The following is a 4,968-nucleotide window of genomic DNA, read 5'->3' on the forward strand; positions in this document are numbered from 1 at the left end:
ATCGCCACCGCAGCCCGGCTCAAGATCGCCTCTTACGTCTCCACCGCCCGCAAGCACGGTGAGTCAGCGCTACGTGCCCTGCGTCTGGCGTTTCTTGGTGCCCCCTGGATGCCACCGCCCGCCGTCGTTTCGACCTGACGGGCCGCCACGAACGACCCCGCCGCACCGGCCCACCCTGCGCGGCCCGCAGCCATGCCCACGATGGCTACCCACAGCAAGATCACTTATGGTGGTGAATGCTTACTTCGATCAGTGAGCCGCGGCCAGGGGGCACCTGGGTGCGGTGAGCCGGAATGACGATCTCAAACACGCTCTACGAGGCTCCGGCAATAGGACTGTCCGGCTCGCGCCGCCCGGTCGGCGCCTCGCGTCATCGCTCCCCGTCCGTCGCTGTGCGATGCACGGGTACCCCGGCTCGTCGGTCGACGCCCAACACAGGGCGCCTCCCTCCGCCGCCTCGCGATCCATCCACCCGGACGCCGCTCCCTGATCGAACGCCCTATTGCCGGAGCCTCTGAGAACTCGTCCTGTCAGAAGCCATCTGGCCGCGACCCGCGGTCCGAAGCGATGGGCCAAAACAGGTTCTCAACGCCGGCCCAGAGCAGCTTCCTCCAGGTCCAGGTCGTGTTGCAGGCGCCGCCGTGTCGTGTCGCTGATCTGGTGCTCGTCATACAGACGGCGTAGCTCGACGCTCTGCACGACGAGCACCTCGCGGTGCAGCTCGCGGTATGCCTGGAGGGAGGTTCTGCCCGACTGATCGTCGCTGTACTCAGCGGGTTGTTCCAGGCGTGCGTCGAGGTTGCGGCGCATACGGGTGACGGCCGCTTCCGGGATGCTCTCCAGCCTGGTCAGGTGGTCGAGGTGGATGAGCCCGGCATGGGTCAGAAGGCTGCGGGCACGGGTTTCTTCCCGGGCGGTGTGCTCGGGTTCGAGCGCGACTCCGGAGCGGCCTACAACGTGGGCCAGGCTCAGGCCCTGGACGACGAGGGTGAACACGACGACGGCAGTGGTGAGGGTCAGGACCAGGGGGCGTCCGGGCAGCGGGGTGCCATCGGTGGCGCTGAGCGGGATGGACAGGGCCGCGGCCAGCGGCATCACGCCCCGGGTGCCGGCCCAGGTCATCACGCTCGCCAGCTGCCAAGACGGGCGGCCTCCGGTGGGTCTGACAGCCGCGGACAACGGGAGCATCCACAATACCCGCAGGATGATCAGAGCGGCGGCGACAGCGAGTGCCTGGAGCGGCCACAGGCCGGTTCCGGCCGGGAGCTCGCGGATCAGGGATGGCAGTTCGAGACCGATGATGCTGAAAACCACACTTTCCAACAGAAACACCACCACCGCGTACACGGCGTGCAGTTGCAGCCGGATATGGGCGTCACTGAGCCGCTGCCGGGAGCGCCCCAACAGCACGCCCGCGACCACGACGGCGGTGATTCCCGAGGCGTGCGCGGATTCGGCCAGCACGTAGGCGGAATACGGGGTGACCAGCGCGATCACGGTCTCCAGCTCAGGGTCGGTGGTGTGTCGGCGGATGATCGCGACGACGGCCGCGACCGCCGCGCCGACCGCGCTGCCGCCACCTGTGAGCAGGAAGAACTGGCCGCTGGCCGCCTGCCAGCCGACCGCGCCGGAGGCCACCGCGACGGTGACCGCGACCTTGAAGAGCACCAGCGAGGTGGCGTCGTTGAACAGGCTCTCCGCCTGCACCAGCACCTGCACCCGGCCGGGGAGGGCGAGCCTGCGGCCGAGCGCGGTGACCGCGACTGGGTCGGTGCTGGCCAGTACCGCGCCCAGCACGAACGCCATGGCGGCCGGCAGCGGCGTGAGCACGACAACCAACGCGCCCACGGCGGCCGCGGAGGCCAGCACCAGACCGGACGCCAGCGCGGTGACGGGCCGCCACACCGTGCGCAGGTCGCGCAGTGACAGCTCTTCGGCGGAGGCATACAGCAGCGGGGGCAGGACGACCAGGCCGATGACCTGCGGGGCAATGCGCAGGGTGGGAGCACCCGGTATAAATGCCAGCCCGAGCCCGGCCAGCACCAGCAGTGGTGGGGCGGGTACCCGCCAGCGGCGTGCCCCGGTGGCCACCGCGGTGGCGAGCACCACAAGAAACAGGAGTGTCCCCACCGCGCGCATCCGCCGAACCCCTGACCCATGATCGGGGTCACTGCCGCGGGCCGCCGCAGTTCATTCCCCGCGCCGACCAGGCTTCCCGGCACACCGTGGGCCTACTTTATCAATTCTCGCCCGCAGCCTGCTCGGTCTGGATCGGCGAAGGAGAAGGGCGTGGGTTGCCGCCTCGGATTTCTACTACAAGCTGTCGTAATCTACGACGAGATGTCATCGGTTAGGGTGGTGCGAGTCGCGTGGCCCGGCGGTCGGCGGGCGTTGGGCATGTTCGAGGGTGAGGTCCTGGCGGAGTTGCGGGTAGGTGATGGTCTGGTGACGCCAGCCGCGGTGGCGCTTGCGCCTGCCGTTCTGGCCACTACCGGGATCGGGCTCGGCCCGGCCGCGCCCGAAAGGTCGCCGTTCCACGAGCATGCGGTGACCCGTCGGCTTGCCGCGCTGTTTGCTCCGCCGCCACTGTCACGCTGGCTGCCCGCGGCAATCCCGGCTGTTCTCGGGTTGATTGCCGCGGTGCGCGCGGTTGACGCCAGCCGTGAGATCGGCCGGATGTTCGACCTCGCCATGCATGTCTGGTCCATGCATGCCTGGTCGCGGTAGCCGTGGCCGCGATACCCGCGCATCCGGTTACCATGGCCGCCGTGTTCGTCTCCAGCGTGGCTGCCACGGTCACCGCCACGCCGGGCACGAGCCTGCTCCAGCACCTGTTGATCCTGCCCGGACCGGCCGTATACGCCATCGTCGCCGCTTTCGCTTTCGGCGAGGCGGCGATTTTCGTCGGATTCGTGCTACCCGGTGAGACCGCGGTGGTACTCGGTGGGGTGCTGGCGAGCCAGCATGTGGTCAGCCTCCCCGGTATGGCCGTGGTCGTGGTCGTTGCGGCGATCATCGGTGACTCGGTCGGCTATGAGGTGGGCCGGCATTTTGGTGAACGGATCTTGGCGTTGCCGCTGCTACGGCATCGCCGCCCGGCTGTCGACCGCGCCCGTGCCTACCTCCGGGCCCGCGGGGGGCGGGCGGTCTTCGTCGGTCGTTTCACCGCCTTCCTGCGTGCGGTCATGCCCGGCCTGGCCGGTCTGTCCCAGCTGCCCTACCGCCGCTTCCTCGTTTTCAACGCGGCCGGCGGTATCGTCTGGGGCGTCGGATTCACGCTGCTGGGCTATGTTGCCGGCGCATCCTACGCCAGCGTCGAGAAGGCGGCCGGATGGGTTTCCACCGGCCTGCTCACCCTGCTTGTCGGTGGCTTGCTCGTCCTGCACCTGTACCGCCGCCGACACGATCCGGCCACCGACAGCCAGCCTGGTACGTCCCCCCAAAGCAAAACCGGCGAATAAGCCGCCCGCTCGCGGTGAGCCCGGCCCGCCACTATCCGACCATCGCGGCTGTGGACCTTCGTGATCCGTGCCTGTGGACTCCGGTCCTTTGTCTATCTTTTTGTCCTTTGCTTGTTCTTTTTCAGGATTGAGAGGAATCCGTTTTCTCCGGTGCGCGGAGATGGCGCTGGGCCGGTGGCGCCGGGTCAGACGTCGAGGCCGTATTCGCGGGCGATGCCGGTCAGGCCGGTGACCCGGCCCTCGCCGAGCGCTCGGAACGTCCAGCCGTTGCCTTCGCGGGCGACTTCCCCGAACAGCATCGCGGTTTCGGTGGCCGCTTGGGTGGTCAGGTCGTAACGGGCGATCTGGTTGCCGTTCTCCGCGTCGAGAACACGGATGTAGGCGTTGCGGACGTCGCCGAAGCTCTGCTGCCGGTCTTCGGCATGATAGATGCTCACCGGGAAGACGATCCGGGTGATGCTGTGGGACAGCCGGTCAAGCCGGATGTCGATCTGTTCGTCATCCCCGGGATCGCCAGTTCCGTTGCCCTCCGCCGCGCCGGTGAGGTTGTCACCCCGGTGGACGATCTCATGCCGCGGGCTCGCGAGGTTGTTGAAGTAGACGAAGAAGTCCCGCGATGCCGCCCGGCCGTCCGCGGTCAGCGCGATGGCACTGGCGTCCAGGTCGAACTCGGTGGAGCCGGTGAGATCCGGATCCCAGCCCAGGCCGACCGTGATGTGGGTGAGCCCGGCTCCCTTCGCAAGCAGGGCAACACCAGCGCTACCACGCCCCTCGATGTCCACAGCTTCCTCACCTTCCAACGGCGTCCGCCGTCCCCGTGTTAACAGAATCACTATCCGCGTCGGGAGCGGTCATGGGGGTGTCCGGAACGTGACATGCATCCTACGGATTCGCTTCTTTGCGGAACAGCTGGCTTGTGGTCCGCATCGTCATGACGCACGGCGAAAAGTTATGATACGGAGTGATATAAATCATATGTCCGCGAAGGGGTGATACAGCCATAATATCGTTTTCGGCATGGCGGGTCACCCTGCTTCTTTTCTCGATAGTGGCGGAGTCCGCGGCGCGGCGCCGCATCCGGCTGTACCCGGTCGTGATCGGAAAAGGCACCTTTCCGGGTCGGGCCTGGTAGGGTTCGCGGAGTACCCGATGGAAGCGCAGGGCCGCGCTGGAGCCGGGTTATGTTGGTGCGGAACTACGCTGGCATGGAGCTGTGCTGGCATGGAAGCATCCCCAGCGGCGACGGGCGGAGGCCCGCGCTGGACGGTACCGCTGGAAAATCAGGCGTCACCGTCCCGCTGGCGGGTCGTTCTTGGCTTCTTTGCCGTGGAGATGACCACGTGCGTGGTACCTGTACGCCGGGCGCTCTAAAAGCCGTTCTGTTAAACCGGCATGAAATTTGGATGAGTTGGATGAGATGGAGTACTCAGATGGCAGCACAGTCGCTTTTTTCATCGCCGCAGCCCGCGGTCGAGTCCAGGACGTTGCCGCGCGTGGGAGGAGCTGG

4 protein-coding genes are annotated in these 4,968 nt (G+C 67.2%); 2 read left to right on the forward strand and 2 right to left on the reverse strand.

What is annotated here, in order from left to right:
- Positions 1–585: 585 nt before the first annotated feature.
- Positions 586–2,139 carry a Na+/H+ antiporter gene (locus MJ785_RS09710; protein WP_239380519.1) on the reverse strand — a complete coding sequence of 518 codons (1,554 nt, stop codon included), beginning with the start codon at positions 2,137–2,139 and terminating at the stop codon, positions 586–588.
- 219 nt (positions 2,140–2,358) lie between these two features.
- On the opposite strand from MJ785_RS09710, the gene MJ785_RS09715 reads away from it, so the two are divergent.
- Together MJ785_RS09715 and MJ785_RS09720 are read left to right on the forward strand one after the other, a co-directional pair.
- On the forward strand, positions 2,359–2,727 hold the full coding sequence (locus tag MJ785_RS09715; protein ID WP_239380521.1) for a hypothetical protein: 369 nt from the start codon (positions 2,359–2,361) through the stop codon (positions 2,725–2,727).
- Positions 2,728–2,729: 2 nt separating this feature from the next.
- Complete coding sequence (locus tag MJ785_RS09720; protein WP_239380523.1) at positions 2,730–3,461, forward strand: DedA family protein; 732 nt, start codon at positions 2,730–2,732, stop codon at positions 3,459–3,461.
- A gap of 185 nt (positions 3,462–3,646) precedes the next feature.
- Here the strand turns inward: MJ785_RS09720 and MJ785_RS09725 are convergent, their stop codons facing one another.
- Positions 3,647–4,243, reverse strand: a complete 597-nt coding sequence (locus MJ785_RS09725) for a TerD family protein (RefSeq protein ID WP_239309222.1) — start codon at positions 4,241–4,243, stop codon at positions 3,647–3,649.
- Positions 4,244–4,968 lie beyond the last annotated feature (725 nt).

Source organism: Protofrankia sp. CiT1 (assembly GCF_917627335.1).
In the GTDB taxonomy this organism is placed as follows: Bacteria; Actinomycetota; Actinomycetes; order Frankiales; family Frankiaceae; genus Protofrankia.